The 13,483-nt window shown below is 68.3% G+C and carries 12 protein-coding genes and 4 pseudogenes; 4 read left to right on the top strand and 12 right to left on the bottom strand.

The features are described 5' to 3' along the window. Nucleotides 1-89: 89 nt before the first annotated feature. From OHS71_RS11265 to OHS71_RS11290, 6 genes are all read right to left on the bottom strand, one after another. On the bottom strand, nucleotides 90-857 hold the full coding sequence (locus tag OHS71_RS11265; RefSeq protein WP_328479257.1) for an SDR family oxidoreductase: 768 nt from the start codon (nucleotides 855-857) through the stop codon (nucleotides 90-92). Between the two features lie 69 nt (nucleotides 858-926). Further along, nucleotides 927-2,183, bottom strand: coding sequence for an MFS transporter (locus OHS71_RS11270; RefSeq protein WP_328479258.1), 1,257 nt, complete (start codon nucleotides 2,181-2,183; stop codon nucleotides 927-929). A gap of 180 nt (nucleotides 2,184-2,363) precedes the next feature. Next, on the bottom strand, nucleotides 2,364-2,711 hold the full coding sequence (locus tag OHS71_RS11275) for a cyclophilin-like fold protein (protein ID WP_328479259.1): 348 nt from the start codon (nucleotides 2,709-2,711) through the stop codon (nucleotides 2,364-2,366). 191 nt (nucleotides 2,712-2,902) lie between these two features. Next, entirely contained in the window at nucleotides 2,903-3,568 is a 666-nt protein-coding gene (locus OHS71_RS11280; RefSeq protein WP_328479260.1) for an SDR family NAD(P)-dependent oxidoreductase, read from the bottom strand. A 159-nt stretch (nucleotides 3,569-3,727) separates the two neighbouring features. Further along, nucleotides 3,728-4,681, bottom strand: a complete 954-nt coding sequence (locus OHS71_RS11285; RefSeq protein ID WP_328479261.1) for an alpha/beta hydrolase — start codon at nucleotides 4,679-4,681, stop codon at nucleotides 3,728-3,730. A gap of 58 nt (nucleotides 4,682-4,739) precedes the next feature. Next, nucleotides 4,740-5,756, bottom strand: a complete 1,017-nt coding sequence (locus OHS71_RS11290) for a zinc-dependent alcohol dehydrogenase family protein (protein WP_057605730.1) — start codon at nucleotides 5,754-5,756, stop codon at nucleotides 4,740-4,742. A gap of 172 nt (nucleotides 5,757-5,928) precedes the next feature. Between OHS71_RS11290 and OHS71_RS11295 the strand changes: the two genes are divergently transcribed. Both OHS71_RS11295 and OHS71_RS11300 read left to right on the top strand, forming a co-directional pair. After that, nucleotides 5,929-6,810, top strand: a complete 882-nt coding sequence (locus tag OHS71_RS11295; protein WP_078907469.1) for a helix-turn-helix domain-containing protein — start codon at nucleotides 5,929-5,931, stop codon at nucleotides 6,808-6,810. Between the two features lie 470 nt (nucleotides 6,811-7,280). Beyond that, nucleotides 7,281-7,664, top strand: coding sequence for a hypothetical protein (locus OHS71_RS11300; RefSeq protein WP_328479262.1), 384 nt, complete (start codon nucleotides 7,281-7,283; stop codon nucleotides 7,662-7,664). Between the two features lie 184 nt (nucleotides 7,665-7,848). Here OHS71_RS11300 and OHS71_RS11305 read toward each other — a convergent pair whose 3' ends face one another. Next, on the bottom strand, nucleotides 7,849-8,025 hold the full coding sequence (locus OHS71_RS11305) for a hypothetical protein (protein WP_266726590.1): 177 nt from the start codon (nucleotides 8,023-8,025) through the stop codon (nucleotides 7,849-7,851). Nucleotides 8,026-8,092: 67 nt separating this feature from the next. On the opposite strand from OHS71_RS11305, the pseudogene OHS71_RS11310 reads away from it, so the two are divergent. Further along, a pseudogene (locus OHS71_RS11310) lies at nucleotides 8,093-8,209 on the top strand (transposase); the annotation flags it as partial. Here OHS71_RS11310 and OHS71_RS11315 read toward each other — a convergent pair. Further along, the gene (locus tag OHS71_RS11315) at nucleotides 8,188-8,448 is read right to left on the bottom strand and encodes a hypothetical protein (RefSeq protein WP_057605729.1); all 261 of its coding nucleotides are present in this window, start codon (nucleotides 8,446-8,448) and stop codon (nucleotides 8,188-8,190) included. The pseudogene OHS71_RS11310 and the gene OHS71_RS11315 overlap by 22 nt on opposite strands. 31 nt (nucleotides 8,449-8,479) lie before the next feature. After that, on the bottom strand, nucleotides 8,480-9,418 hold the full coding sequence (locus OHS71_RS11320) for a helix-turn-helix domain-containing protein (RefSeq protein WP_328479263.1): 939 nt from the start codon (nucleotides 9,416-9,418) through the stop codon (nucleotides 8,480-8,482). Nucleotides 9,419-9,700: 282 nt separating this feature from the next. Between OHS71_RS11320 and OHS71_RS11325 the strand changes: the two are divergent. Further along, nucleotides 9,701-10,582 (top strand): annotated as a pseudogene (locus OHS71_RS11325) (IS5 family transposase). A gap of 22 nt (nucleotides 10,583-10,604) precedes the next feature. Here the strand turns inward: OHS71_RS11325 and OHS71_RS11330 are convergent. From OHS71_RS11330 to OHS71_RS11340, 3 genes and pseudogenes are all read right to left on the bottom strand, one after another. Then, on the bottom strand, nucleotides 10,605-11,087 hold the full coding sequence (locus OHS71_RS11330; RefSeq protein WP_328479264.1) for an SRPBCC family protein: 483 nt from the start codon (nucleotides 11,085-11,087) through the stop codon (nucleotides 10,605-10,607). Between the two features lie 169 nt (nucleotides 11,088-11,256). After that, a pseudogene (locus tag OHS71_RS11335) lies at nucleotides 11,257-12,361 on the bottom strand (ISL3 family transposase); the annotation flags it as partial. 38 nt (nucleotides 12,362-12,399) lie between these two features. Continuing rightward, a pseudogene (locus tag OHS71_RS11340) lies at nucleotides 12,400-13,274 on the bottom strand (IS701 family transposase); the annotation flags it as partial. Nucleotides 13,275-13,483 lie beyond the last annotated feature (209 nt).

Raw genomic sequence — 13,483 nt, forward strand, 5'->3', positions numbered from 1 at the left:
TCCGTTCAGTGCAGAGGTACGGGTGGCGCGAGTGGCGTCGGGCTGCCCGGATGCGCTGCGGCGGCACGACGCCTGGCCATGAACCCCCGTCAGACGGTCTGGCCGCCGTCGACGACCAGGGCGTGGCCGGTGGTGAAGGAGGCGGCGTCCGAGCAGAGCCAGAGCACGGCGGCCGCGATCTCGTCCGGTGTGCCGAGGCGCCCGATGGGCTCATCCGCGATCAGGGCGTCCCGTCCTCCGGGTGTGCTTTCGGCGAAGCGCTGGATCATCTCGGTGTCGATGATGCCGGGGCAGACGGCGTTGACCCGGACGTTGGACGACGCGTAGTCGAGGGCGGTCGAACGGGTCAGGCCGATGACGCCGTGCTTGGCCGCGGCGTAGGCCGCCTGTCCCTTGAAACCCTTGACGCCGGCGCCCGACGAGGCGTTGACGATCGCGCCACCTCCCTGCTGGAGCAGCAGGGGGATCTGGTGCTTCATGCACAGGAACATCCCGGTCAGGCTGACGCCGATGACGCGGTCCCACTCGTCCTTCTCGATGTCCGCGGCCGGTTTGACCGGCTGCTCGACGCCGGCGTTGTTGAAGGCGACGTCCAGGCGTCCGAACGCCTGAATGGTGTCGTCCACCGCGGACCGCACGTCGTCTTCGCCGGTGACGTCACAGGTGAGGGCCAGAGCCTGCCCGCCCGCCTCCTCGATGAGCCGTGCGGTCTCCCGCAGGCCGTCCTCGGACCGGTCGGCGAGGGCGACCCGGGCGCTCGCGCGGGCGAAGGCGACGGCGGTGGTTCGGCCGATGCCGGAGCCGGCTCCGGTCACGAAGGCCACCTTGCCGGTGAAGTCCGCGGTGTTCGCAGTCATGTGCAGATTCCTCTCGCATGCTGGTACGTCGTCGGGTTCGGATCAGCAGGACGCGGATCCGGGCTTGAGTCAGTGCTGCGACGACACCTGCGCGGGTTCGTCGTGTCGCGTCTGCGTGGGAGCGCTGCTCCCGGCCACGATGCGGCCCTTGCGGGAAGTGCCGTGGACGGCGAGGGCGCTCAGGGGCAGCAGTGTGAGGGCGGCGATGACGGTGCCGACCAGGGGCGGCCCGGTCAGGCCGAGGGAGGAGTCCAGGGCCGTACCGGCAATCGCCGAGCCCGCGGCGATACCGGTGTTGAAGGCGGAGGTGGTCAGCGCCGAGGTGAGGGTGGGGGCGTCGCCGGCGAAGCGCATGGCAAGCGCGGTGACGACCGGGTTGACCGTGAAGCCGGTCAGGCCCATGAGGAAGACGAGCAGGGTGGCCGTCACCGGGTTGCCGGACAGCGGGATCATCAGGAGCAGGACCAGGGCGGTGGCCGCGGCGGCCGTGATGGTGGTGACCGTCGGACGTCGGTCGCCCAGGCGGCCTCCCGTGGTGGTGCCGCCCAGCGCGCCGACACCGAAGGCGATCAGGACGAGCGGTACGGCGCCTTCGGGGATACCCGCGCGGTCGGTCAGCAGCGGCGTGACATAGGTGTACGTCGCCAGCACACCGCCCATGATCAGCATCGCGGCGCCCAGCGCCAGCCACAGCCGGCCCTGCCGCAGAGCCCGGACCTCGGCCCCGAGGGACACCTCGGCGCGCTCCTCCTGGGCCGGGATGAAGCGCCCGATGAACACGGCGGCGAGCCCGGACAGGACGGCCAGGGCCCAGAAGGGGCCGCGCCAGCCGGTGAACTGGCCGGCGAAGGAGCCGACCGGCACGCCGACGACGTTGGCCAAGGTCAGGCCGCCGATCATGACGCCCGTGGCCCGGGTGGCGTTGCGCGGCCCCGCAGCGGTGGTGGCGACGACGAAACCGACAGACCAGAACGCACCGGTGGCCAGGGCCGTGACGACGCGGGCCAGGAGAACGATCGTGAAGGACGAGCTGAGGGCGGCGACCAGATGTCCGAGGCAGAACACGGACAGGGCCAGGACCAGCGTCTGGCGCTGGGGCAGGCGCAGGGTCGCCATGGCCATGGTGGGCGCGCCGATGATCATGCCGACGGCGAAGGCGGTGATCAGCAGGCCGGCGTGGGAGACGCTGACTCCGAGGTCACCGGCCAGTTCCGGCAGCAGGCCGGCGACGACGAACTCGGTGGTCCCCATCAGGAACGTGCCGGCGGCGAGCACCCAGACGACGAAGGGAAGCTTGCCGGGGGTGGTCCCGGATGCGGAAGGCATACGTGTGGTCTCTCCTTGCGTGGAATTCGGCGGATCGGGGGGGCTGAAGTCGTCACGGCGGATGGACGGACGGCGCAGCCAGGTCTTCGACGGTTCCATGGAACGGAACGGGTGAAAAGGGGAGGATCTTCTCCCCCTTTCTTTCGGCTGCTCTCCGTGACGGGCGAGAGGTGGGGTGGGTCAGGGCGCGGCTTCGATGGTGATCTCGTCGGCGGTGGCGAGCTGCTCGGCGCCGCCGTCGGCCATGTGCCCGAGGGGGATCAGGCCGGCCGCGTAGGGGGCGTCGCGGTAGTAGGTGGCGAGCTGGTTCCAGGGTGCGTAGTACGCCAGGTCACCGACCTCTTGGTCGGCGCCTTCCGGGGCGCCGGAGGTGGACAGCTTTCGCGGCAGGTCGGCGATCTTCTCGGCCTGGTTGAAGTCGCGCAGGGACAGGGTGAGGGGCAGCTGGGCGGCGAAGTCGCGGGCGGTGGGGTTGTCGTTCAGGGTGGCGGCGACGTGGTGGCCGTTGAGCGTGAGCCGGATGTTCATGGCGGTTGTCCTGCCGGGTGAGGTGGTGACGGCCGCAGCTGTCGAAACCTGCGGCGACGCGGGCTCGGAAGGAGAGGAGGAGGAAGAGGAGGAATCGTTGGTGCAGGCGGTCGCGACCAGCAGCAGGGCGGCGGCCGGGACCACACGCGCGAGAGCGCGACGGGGTGCCGGGTTCACGGGTCGTCCTGTGGCTAGTCGGGCAGGGGCTCGGAGTAGTGGCGGAAGCCGTCCCGCTGCTGGTGGATGTCGTACAGCCGCTGTGCCAGGGCGTCGGGGCTGCTGTGCTCGGCGTCGGGCCGGATGGCGCCCGGGATGATCAGCTGGGCGGCGTGAATGTTCTCCGGGGCGAGCGTGTCGTGCAGCATGCGGGCGTAGGCGCTTTCGGCGGCGAAGGCGATCGAGGTGCCGGCGACCTTCGGGTTGGGGCGTACGGCGCTGGAGCCGTTGACGAACAGCAGGGTGCCACGGCCGAGTTCGCGCATGCCGGGCAGGACGGCGTTCACGGCGGCGACGGGGCCCTTTACGGAGAAGGCGAGCGGCGCGTCCAGGTCGTCGGCGCCGGTGTCGAGGACCGGCTTCATGAAGTCGGCGCGCGGCACCGGGCTGTACTGGAGGATCTCGATGGGGCCAAGGTCCTTGGCGGCCGCGTACAGGGCCGCGTCCAGTGACTCGATGTCGAGGACGTCGGCGGGGAAACCGCGCGCCTGAATACCCTCACGGGCCAGCTCAGCGGTCATCTCCTCCAAACGCTCGGCGTTGCGGGCGATGAGGGCGACGGTGTGGCCGGCGCTTCCGAAGCGGCGGGCGGTGGCCAGCCCGAGTCCCGGGCCGGCGCCGATGAGAGCGAAGGTCGTCATGGGGTTCGTCGTTCCTTGTGTGAGGCGGTGGCTCCCGCCCGCATTCGCGCTACCGTGATGCGGGCCCGACGGTGTGGATGCTGGGCGGGAGGGGGCCGAGGCAGGGACGATGTGCGCCCGGCGCCGTCCGGTGCGGCCGTACGCGAGGGCGGCGTGCGATCAGGCCAGGTTCTTGCTGAAGAACTCCTCCAGCTTGTCGAACGGGAGCAGGTCCGTCCTGTCGTACAGATCGACGTGGCCGGCGTTAGGGACGGCGTAGAACTCCTTGGGCTCGGCCGCGAGTTCGTAGGCGTCCTCGCTGAAGTACCGCGAGTGGGCGTTCTCGCCGACGACGAACAGGATGGGTCGCGGCGAGATCCACTCGATCTTCGACAGCAGCGGAAAGTTCATCAACGACATGCCGCTCGTCAGCGTGAACTGGGTGATGGAGTTCGGGTGGTAGCCCCGGGGAGTGGAGTAGAACTCGCCGAACTCACGGCCGACCGGGTTGGTGTTCTCGTCGAATCCGATAGGCGCGCCGCGCGGGGTCAGGGCGGGGGCGTTGGCCTCGAAGTCCGCGTACCGCTGCTCGGCGATCGCGTCGAGCATGGCGCCTCGCTCCTCCGCGGTGAGGGAGCCCTGCCAGCCCTCCGAGGCGATCCGGGCGATGTCGTACATGACGACCGTGGCGACCGCCTTGATGCGCCGGTCGACCTGGGCCGCGCTGAGCGCGAAGCCGCCGCTGCCGCACATGCCGACGACGCCGATACGGTCCCGGTTCACGAAGTCACGGGTGCCCAGGTAGTCGACGGCCGCATGGAAGTCCTCGGTGAAGACGTCGGCGGAGGAGACGTGTCGCGGGTCGCCGCCGCTGTAGCCGTTGTAGGAGGGGTCGAAGGCGAGGGCCACGAATCCGCGCCGGGCCAGGTTCTGGGCGTAGATGCCCGGGCCCTGCTCCTTCACGCCGCCGTACGGCGCGCCGACGATGATCGCGGGGTGTTCCTGCGAGGCGTCGAAGTCCTTCGGCTGGTAGAGGTCCGCGGAGATGGTGATCCCGTACCTGTTCTCGTACGACACCGGCTTGCGGGTGACGTTCTCGTCCAAGTCGAAGATGTAGTTGTCTGCTCCAGGCATTCTTGTCTCACTTCTGTGGCGCTTGACAGGGGCAGCCGGTCACGGGGGGGGGTGGGGGTCAGGGCTTGAGGAGCGCCTTGATGGCGCGGCGCTCGTCCATGGCCTTGTAGCCCTCGGCGACCTGGTCCAGGGGCAGGGTGAGGTCGAAGACCTTGCCCGGGTTGATCCGGCCGGACAGGACGCGGTCGATCAGGTCGGGCAGGTAACGGCGGACCGGGGCGGGGCCGCCGCGCAGGCCGACGTGGGAGAAGAACAGCTCCTCGCCGTCAACCGACACGTCGTGCGGGACACCGACGAAGCCGACGTTGCCGCCGGGCCGGGTGGAGTGCAGGGCCTGCCGCATGGACTCGGCGGTGCCCACGCACTCCAGCACGGAGTCCGCGCCGATGCCGCCGGTGAGGTCCTTGACGCGGGCGATGCCTTCGTCGCCGCGTTCGCTGACGATGTCGGTGGCGCCGAACTCCAGGGCGAGCCTCTGGCGGGACTCGTGCCGGCTCATGGCGATGATCCGCTCGGCGCCGAGTTCCTTGGCGGCGATGACGCCGCACAGGCCGACCGCTCCGTCACCGACGACCACGGCCGTCGAGCCGGGCTTCACCTCGGCGGCGAGGGCGGCGTACCAGCCGGTGCCCAGCACGTCGGACACGGCGAGCAGGCTCGGCACGAACTCGGCGTCCGGGTGCTCGTCGGTGGCGACGAGGGTGCCGTGAGCGTTGGGGATGCGCACGTAGTCGGCCTGGCAGGTGCTCATGAACTCGCGGTGCAGACAGGACGACTGCCAGCCGTTACGGCAGTTCACGCAGGTGTTGTCCGAGGTGGCGAAGGAGCCGACCACGAACTGGCCCGGCTTGACGTTGGCGACCTCGCTGCCGACCTCCTCGACGATGCCCACGTACTCGTGCCCCATCGGGTGCGGGTCGCCGATGGGTTCCGCGCCGCGGTAGGGCCACAGGTCCGAGCCGCACACACAGGTGGCGACCGTGCGAATGATCGCGTCTGTCGGGTTGAGGATCTTCGGGTCGTCGAGGTTCTCGAAGCGGACGTCGCCGGGGGCGTAGATGACTGCTCCGCGCATGGGGGGCTTCCTTCGGTGCGAGTATCGGTGAGCGCGCAGCCGGTGATCGCGATCGGCTGCTCGACATCGAGCCTCACACGCGAGGGCAAGCACGAAAAGCGGAGAAATTCATCCTGGGATGAGAACATCCTGGGAGTAAATTCTCCCCCCTTTCCCGGGTGGAATCGGTGTCATGCTGGGCAGCATGACCGCCAACGTCCCCCTCAATGAGCTGGGAGAATTCCTCAAGAAGCGCCGCTCCGAGCTGAGCCCCCGCACGGTCGGACTGCCCGAAACCGGCAAGCCCCGCCGGGTTGCCGGGCTGCGCCGCGAGGAGGTCGCCCAGCTCGCCAGCATCAGCACCGACTACTACACCAGACTCGAACAGGGCCGCATGCAGGCATCGGCGCCCGTGCTGGATGTCCTCGCCCGGGTGCTCCATCTGGATGACGACGAGCGCGGCTACCTCTTCCAGCTCGCGGGCAAGACCACCACCCGCGCCCGGCGCCGAGGCCGGCAGAAGGTCCAGCCGCAGCTCCAGCGTGTCCTGGACGACCTCACCGCCACCCCGGCCATCGTGCAGGGCCGGCGCGGCGACATCCTGGCCTGGAACGCGCTGGCCGCCGCTCTGGTCACCGACTTCTCCCGCGTCCCGGAAAAGCACCGCAACTACCCGCGGATCATCTTCACCACTCCCGCGATGCGCACCCTGTACGCCGACTGGAAGACCTCCGCGCAGATCGCCGTTGCCCAGCTGCGGATGGAAGCCGCGAAGTATCCCGAGGACCCCCGCCTGATCGAACTGGTCGGTGAACTATCCCTGCGCGACAAGGAGTTCGCCCGGTGGTGGGGCGAACACCACGTCGCCGCCCGCACCGTCGGCACGAAGACCCTCAACCATCCGGTCGTCGGCGAACTCGTCCTGGACTGGGACACCCTCACCGCCAACACCGACCCCGACCAGCACCTCACCGTCTGGACCGCCGCCCCGGGCTCCCCCACCCACGAACGACTGCGCATCCTCGCCTCCTGGGCTGCCGACCAGGACCTGCCGGCCTCCTCCCCCCTCAGCTGACCGCGACCGGCCGCCGCCGTAGGAGCAGCCGGCGGATCGTGCCGGTCGCGTGGCACAGAGGGAGGCCCCTGCCTGGCCTGGCCCCCGGGGACGCGACGCCGACCAATACCTGCCGGTCGCCTCCCCTCACCAGCTGACGGCGACGGGCCGCCCCCCGGAGGCGGCCGGTGGAGTCCTGTGGCAGGCGGAGCCACCCCCGACGAGGACAGGGTCGGCCGTCCCGACGCGGGACAGAGCAGTCGCAGGCGAGCAGGTCGGGCGAGCCACGCCCGGCCAGACCAGCTGACCGTCCACCTGACGCTCCGTCGGAAGCAGCGTCAAATGAGCGTCGAGACGGTTTCCCGTTATGCCCTACAGAGTGTGGGGAACGCTTGCATCATCTCCCGAGACTCCCACGAAGTCACAGATGTCGGCTTGAACGGATCCCAGAAAAGTCCTGGTCAGAGCCGGTTCTCGGCTCATCGTCCTTCATGCAGACGCCCAGAGCGTCACAGGGAGACGCTGCCCGGGCCCTGGCCGACGACCTCCGCACACAGATTGACGACCTGCGGACCCGGTTGGGGGAGGCCGAGATGCACCTGGAGCACCTCACGATCACCCGCAAGACCGTCACCGGCCTCGCCGACCCACTAACGGCCGTCGCGCCGGACCTGCCAGAGCACCCGGACTACCCCCGCATCCTCGCCGCCTTCAACCACGCGTCCGGGCCACTACGGGCCAAGGACGTCTGCGAAGCCCTCGGCCACGAACTGCTGTCCAAGAACGTCGGAGGCACCCGCGCCAAGCTGAAACGCCTGGTCAAACTCGGGATCCTCACCGAGGCCGACACCGACAACTTCGCCAGGAAGCAATAACCGACACAACACCAGCGTCCTTGCTCCCAACTCAGCAAGACACGGACATCACCCTACGACCCACCCACTGAGGGAGTACGACCACAGGGCGATACGGCAGGCGATGATGCTGCCAGCCTCGGCGGCGGGAACCAGGCGCCGGTAAGCGCCCCGAGCGGCAGGCCGGCCAACCGCTCGTTCTGCATCAGAGGGTGAGAAGCCAGAGGCTGAGTCCGACGAATGCGACCCCACTGACGCCGAAGGCAATAGCGAGTTTCGGGTTACGCAGCCGGGGCGTGTCGAGGCTTGCGAGGACGCCGAAGAAGCAGAAACCGGCGATAAGGAGTGCCCCGCATGCCATGAGGAAGTACTTCATCTCCATCGCCCCCGTGTTTGGTGTGTTCGTGGACGCTACGGCTTCCGCAGCCGCCAGACAGCGGTGGCCCAGCGACGTATTCAACGCACTCCTCTACATCAACCGCACCGGAATCCCCTGGAAATACCTCCCGCACGACTTCCCCAACCACGGCAGCGTCTACGCCTACTACGCCGCCTGGCGCGACGAGTCGGGAAGATGGTCGGATTCGGCGAGGGCCTGACCAATCACCTCCCCGGCCGCGACGCGTTGGGGCGGGGTCATCTCATCGACAGCCGAGAGGATCTGCCGGGCCAGGGTGGTTCCTTCGCCCGCCAGGGAATGCAGCACCTCGGCCTTGATGTTGGCGGGTCGCCACGGCCCCAACAGGAGTTCGACCCGGCGGCCGCGCTGCCCGTTCTCATGTCCGCAGGCGATCCCTGGACTCATTCAGGGATCCGGGGCGTGCCCACTGCGGTGACTATGCGTCACGGTCATTTCGCAGGGCCTGGATGAGCCAGGGGTACACCGGGATCAGGTTCGGTACTACCTGCCAACCGTTGACGATCCACACCAGCCGCCAGTACCGGTCCACCCTGGGATCGTGCGCCTCTTCGAACTGCTGGGCCATCCAGTCCCGGAATTCTGTGTCAGGGGTGCGCGCGAGCACCTCGGCGAAGCGGTGCACAAGGTCGTCGATGACGGGTGCGCCCCTGTCGCTGAGCGGATCGATGCCCGACTCCATGGCCTCGGCCACCTTCTGACGGGTGAATTCCATCAGTTCCTCGCCGGCATCGCATTCGATGTCGAGCGGGCGCCCGGCGGCCTGACGTACGGCCGTCCGGCGCATCCGGGCACGGAAATCCTCGTCGCCGACCAGCTCGGCGAGCTCCACCCACGCGGCGACCTGCTCGCTGGTCGGATCATCGGGGAGGTCGGGAGTGGCAGCGCGAACCATGGCCACCGCGGTCGGGTCGGCATCCACTGTGCCGAAGGTGCCATCCACGAAATCGTCGATCAAACGTCGGCGTTCCTCGCCGGACAACTGTGTGAGCCTGTGCATGAGTGTGGTCTCCTCAGGACTGGACCCGCGTCTGGCTACGACTCGCAGAACGCTCCGACGCAGTTGCAGCACCCGGATCTGGACGTCTATGGCGTCGGCGTGCGCCGCGGCGACTTCCGTCATCGAGAGCTCGCGGTCCAGTACCCGTTGAATAGTGGCCAGGTCCATGCCCAGCTCGCGCAGTGTGCGAAGGAGTTTCAGACGAAGCAGTGCGTCGAGGTCGTAGAGCCGATAGCCGGCGGGACTACGGGTGGTCGGCGCCACCACCCCCGAATCGGAGTAGAACCGGATAGTCCTCACAGACAAGCCGGTCCGTCGGGAAAGCTCCCCGATCGAGTAGAGGGTCGTAACGTCCATGCCCCCACTCTGCTGTCTCCAGTCACTGGAGACTCAAGGCCATTGTTCCCGAGCAGGGCCCCGACCACGAGACGTCCTCCGAGTTGCTGAAGCATGCGTCGCGTGCTCTTCGCTGACCGCCAGGATGAAACGGGCACGCCTTGCACGTGCTGGGCGAGCGATGGCAGCGACATGCGAGACCGCTCGCTGACGGCCTACGGCTACCGGCCCTTGGACTCATTCATCTAGGGGCGAGTCCGACGGATCGCGCAACCGTTCCGGGTTCGGCTCGTTGGCATGTCCATGGGGCGGGGGGATCTCACGAACGAGGAATGGGCCCGACTGAAGCCGCATTTGCCGAAGTCGGTTGAGCAGGGCGGCCGTTGGGCGAGCCACCGCAGGATCATCAAGGGAATCCTGTACCGGCAGCGCAAGGGGGGGTGCCGTGGCGGGATCTTCCTGCGCGTTTCGGCTCGTGGAAGACCGTGTACGAGCGGCACAGACACTGGTCGGCGGACGGCACCTGGGACAGGATCTTCGCGGCCGTCCTGGCCGACGCCGACGCGGAGGGCCGCATCGACTGGTCGATGGTGAGCGTGGACTTCACCTCCTGCCGGGCGCACCAACATGCCGCCGGAGCCGTAAGAAGGCCCCGCGAGTCCCCGGGAAAAGACGCACGCCCTGGCAGCACCGCCCCGACGAGGGGTTCGGACGCTCCCGGGGCGGCCTGACCAGCAAATCCACCTCGCCAGGGAAGGTGGGCGACGACCACTCGCCTTTCTGATCACGCCGGGTCAGTGGGGGGATGTTTCACAGTTCGTCCCCGTCATGGAACGGATCTGGGTGGGCCGACTCGATGGCGGCCGACCCCGCACACGCCCCGACCGCCTCGGCGGAGACAAGGCGTACTGCTCCCGCCACAACCGCCGCTACCTGCGCAGACGCCAGATCAAGCACACCATTCCCGAGCCGAAAGGCCAGCGGGCCAACCGCCAACGACGCGGCAGCAAGGGCGGCCGCCCCACCGGCTTCGACAAGACGATCCATGAGCGCAGGAACGAAGTCGAGCGAACGATCAACGCGCTGAAGAACTCCCGGGCCGTCGCGACGAGATACGACGAGGGCGCCTACGTCTTCCACGGCACCGTCACCGTCGCCGCAATCCGACTCTGGCTCCGCGTCTGAACGAGCGGGCCGCCGGTGCGGTTTATCCGGCGTGCTCGGCGGCACGCGCTGCGGACATCCCTCGGATGACTTCCAGAGTGTTCTGCACGACCTGCAGGGTGCTGACACGCATGCGCTCGGCGGCCTCGCTGTCGTGGTCTGCCCCGGCTGCCTGGCCATGGAACAGGACCTCGTTGGCGAAGGTCAGGGTCAGGCCGCCGGACTCATCCTCACCAATCTCGTTGTGAATCACCCACGTAGCGCGGTCGTCCCGGCGGTGGAAACTGACACGCTGACCTTCCTGGAAGGAGACATCCTCGCGGATCCGTTCACCGCGTACCACTACCTCGCGCACCAAGCCGTCCTGCCTGCGCTCCAGTACGGTGCACTCTGACATTCCGACAACGAACGGGACAGCATTCTCCGCTTTGCTGCGAAGACCAGCCCACACCTCGTCACGGTCAAGCACGTCCTGACCAGCCTGAGACTGATCGTTGACGGGCTGAGTGACCTCGACGTGAATCACGACGGCTCCCATGACGTGGTAGATCGAACAGCGACTATCGCGTCAACTGCCGTGGAAGAAGATCCATTCCACCCGACCAACTGCAGAACGCGCCGGTTCCGGACTGTAAAACGTTCGGCCCTGTCTCGCATCCGGTGGTGACGGAGCGTGCTGTTGTCCGAGGAGGATTGCGGTGGCGAAGCAGGGTGAAGCCTGCTCGTCCGTGCATCTGGCGTGCGATCCGTTTGGTCTTGGTGTTGACGCCCTCGGTGGGGCCGTTGCTGTACGGAAGCGTGAGGGCGGCGATCACGGCGTCGATGTCCCGGTCCAGGCCCCCGGTGAAGGCGTGTAGGTGGGGCAGATCGGCTGTTCGGACTTGGGCGATCCAGCACGTGAGCACGTCGGGATTGTCGGTGTGTGGAGTAAGAAGCGGGGCGAAGTCTCTGATGCCTGAGGCCAGTTGCGTCATCTCGGGGCAGGCGGCGGCGAGCTTGGCCAGGACCTCGTGCTGCTCGGGCTTGAGGTTGTCGGGTCTGGTCAGCAGCATCCGGGCGAGTCGGCGTGGCGAGATATGGCTGCGGTCGGCGTCCGCGCGGCCTTGGTTGATGTACTTGTGCAGAAGGTTCGGGCAGCCCGTGAAGCCGAGGGTCTTGATCTCTTCGAAGAGGTGCTGGACGGGGACGCCGGGGTCTTCACTTCGGCGTTTGCGTAGGTGCTCGCGGTAGGGATCGACCAGGCCGGCACGGTACTTGGGGACGCGGAGCATGCGCTCGGGCCGGTCGGCTCGGGCGTAGCGTTTGACGGTGTTCAGGGCCAGTTGCAGTCGGCGGGCGCATCGAGCAGGCCCACGCCCTTCTCGAGCAGGCCAGGACCTGGTGCCGGCGTTCGAGGGTGGTCTGAGCGCGGGGCCCGTGGTAGATCGGTGCGTCCAGTACGGTGGCCCAGCAGGTGCTGTGTGCCTTCATCTCGCTCAGGGCGGCTTCGCACAGGTTCTTCCATAAATGCCAGCGATCACCGACTTGCACCGCGTCTGGCAGAGCGCGGCGGATGGCCTCGGCGTAGGTGGTTGAGCCGTCGCGGCACACGGCCTCGATGCCCGGATGTTCGTGCAGCCACGCTTCCAGGGTGTCGGCCGTGCGGTCGGGCAGTACGTCGATCCGCTCATGGGTCTCGGCGTCGATGATCACGGTGGCATAGCGGTGCCGCCGGCGCAGGGCGAAATCGTCGACGCCGATCACGCGGGGCACCCGGCCGGTGGGCAACGGTATGCGCAGCAGGGTGCGCAGGGCCGTGTGACCACCGAATGTGAGACAGGGCCGCTCGTTTGACAGGCCCTCAGCACCGCGAACCGCAAGCTCATCGCGCCTTTGCTGCCCTGACGCCAGGTCACCTCGGTGAACCGGCCGGCACCGGCCTCGACTGCGAGGGCGGAGACGGCCCGCGGTGGGATGCGGTAACGGGGCAGCGTCGGCGGCCCGAGCCCGCCATCAGCGGGGCCGATGCGGCTCGGCATCCTCCGGATGGGCGACTTCCTTTCCGGTCAGGGCCAGGACATAGGCCAGCCCTCGCTGCTCGAGACCGAGCCGGAATGGGGTGCTGACGCCGTAGCCGGCATCGGCGACCACCACCGGCGCCTTCAACCGCCAGGCGGCGAGTGTGTCGAGCAGGCCAAGCGCCAGACGCCACTTCTCCTGGTGGCCGGTGCCGTCGGGGACTCCGGCCCTGCGGCGGCGGTCCGGCTCATCCGCCCACTCGCGCGGCAGATACAACTGCCAGTCCAGCGGGCAGGACGCGGTGTCGGTGGCGGCATGGACGCTGACCGCGACCTGGCAATTCGCCCGCTTACCGACCGCCCCGCAGTACTGCCGGGCCACCCCCACCGACGCGGTGCCGCACTTGGGGAACGACACGTCGTCGATCACCCACACCTCGGGCGTGATCGCCTCGGCCAGCCGCTCGGCGATCCGCCGCCGCACCGGCCGCGGATCCCACGGCGACTGGTTCACGTACTGCTGGCAGGGCCTGCATGTTCCCGTCCGGCAGCCGCTCAGCCATCGGCTGGACCGACTTCCGCCGACCGTCCAGCATCAGACCCCGCAGATAACACTCACCCCACCGCCGCTGATCCCGCCGCGGCACGGAAGCGAACACATCGGCAACGAACTCCGATAACTCACCCCGGAGCCGTTCCACCTCCCCCAATCTCATACCGGAGAGGATGCCCACCACCAGCAGAGATCACCCAACGTAACGAAGCACTACTAGGATGACCAGCGAGAACGCCCTGAGTGTCGGTGGCAACCGGTTCGAGCTTCTCGGGTAGGTGTCACCCAAGATGGCCTCTTGGTGGGTGCCGACCATCGCGGCCAACCCGTACGGGGGGGCGAGGACAGCCCGGGCACCTCCGTTACGCCAGC

The sequence above is a fragment of the Streptomyces sp. NBC_00377 genome, assembly GCF_036075115.1.
GTDB lineage: Bacteria > Actinomycetota > Actinomycetes > Streptomycetales > Streptomycetaceae > Streptomyces.